The 1269-nt window shown below is 60.6% G+C and carries 1 protein-coding gene; it reads left to right on the top strand.

Annotated features, from left to right (window positions below):
- Nucleotides 1–68 precede the first annotated feature (68 nt).
- Complete coding sequence (locus OL599_RS25760) at nt 69–1073, top strand: IS110 family RNA-guided transposase (protein WP_264716931.1); 1005 nt, start codon at nt 69–71, stop codon at nt 1071–1073.
- Nucleotides 1074–1269: the final 196 nt, after the last annotated feature.

Raw genomic sequence — 1269 nt, forward strand, 5'->3', positions numbered from 1 at the left:
TACTGAGATGGACGGTCCCCGCTACTGATAGGCTCCGTCACTTCAGCAAGAAGGAGGAGACACCGCTCATGTCCATGTCGGTATACGGACTCGACATCTCGAAGAGCTGGTTTCAGGTGCATGGTGTCGACGACGATGGGTTGATTGTCAGGAAGAAGCTTGCCCGCGGAAAGATTCTCAATTTTTTCCGCCGCTTGGCACCTTGCACCATCGGATTGGAAGCGTGTGGCAGCGCTCATCACTGGGCGAGGGAACTGGCATTGCTCGGTCACCAGCCACGTCTCATGCCGGCACGATACGTGCGCGCATACCTCAAGACCAACAAGCACGATGCGGCGGATGCGGAAGCTTGTTGGGAAGCAGTCCAGAGACCAGGCATGCGCTTCGTCCCGGTCAAGAGCACAGAGCAGCAGGGCACCTTGATGCTGCACCGTGCGCGAGACTTGTTGACGAGGCAGCGCACCGGCGCGGTCAATGCGCTTCGAGGCCATCTTGCCGAATTTGGCATCGTTGCCCCGAAGGGCATTGCGCGGGCGCGCGAGCTCATGGAACTGGTCGCCACCGACGATCGAATTCCAGAATGCGCCCGTGGTGCTCTTTCGATGTTGGTCGACCAGATCAGGGATACCGAGGCGAGGATTGGCGATTCTGACCGTGCCATTATGACGCTCGCCAAAGAGGACGACGTCTGCCGGAGACTGCTGACGGTGCCTGGTATAGGACCCTTTACCGCAACAGTGTTGGCAGCGACGGTCGGTGACCCCAACCAGTTCCGCTCCGGACGGCATTTTGCCGCTTGGCTGGGGCTGGTACCAAAACAACATTCCACGGGTGGCCGGGAGCGCCTGGGCGGCATCAGCAAACGCGGAGATGCTTACATCCGAAAGATGCTGATCCACGGTGCTCGCGCAGCGGTGCATCGAGTGCGATCTCATCAAGTGTCGAACTCATGGATTGCAGGATTGCTGGCCAGGCGCCCGTTCAATGTGGCGACCGTTGCCTTGGCCAATAAGGTGGCACGCATCGCATGGGCGATCATGGCATCTGGCAAGGAGTACCGGGTTCCGGCGTAGCTGCCGGAGCTCGGGTCGTCTGCGAGGGCAATCGACATTGAGATGGCAACCGGTCGGACCGGGGACGGCTAAGCTCGTTGGACCTATCGGGCAGCAACAGCCCGCCACACGTACTTGAGCGCCGCCCCGCGGATCTCATCGAGGCCCGCGGCCGCAAGGCCAAAGAGGCCGGATAGATAGCTGCACCGACGACTCG

Origin of the sequence: Limobrevibacterium gyesilva (genome assembly GCF_025989185.1) — a bacterium.
GTDB lineage: Bacteria > Pseudomonadota > Alphaproteobacteria > Acetobacterales > Acetobacteraceae > Limobrevibacterium > Limobrevibacterium gyesilva.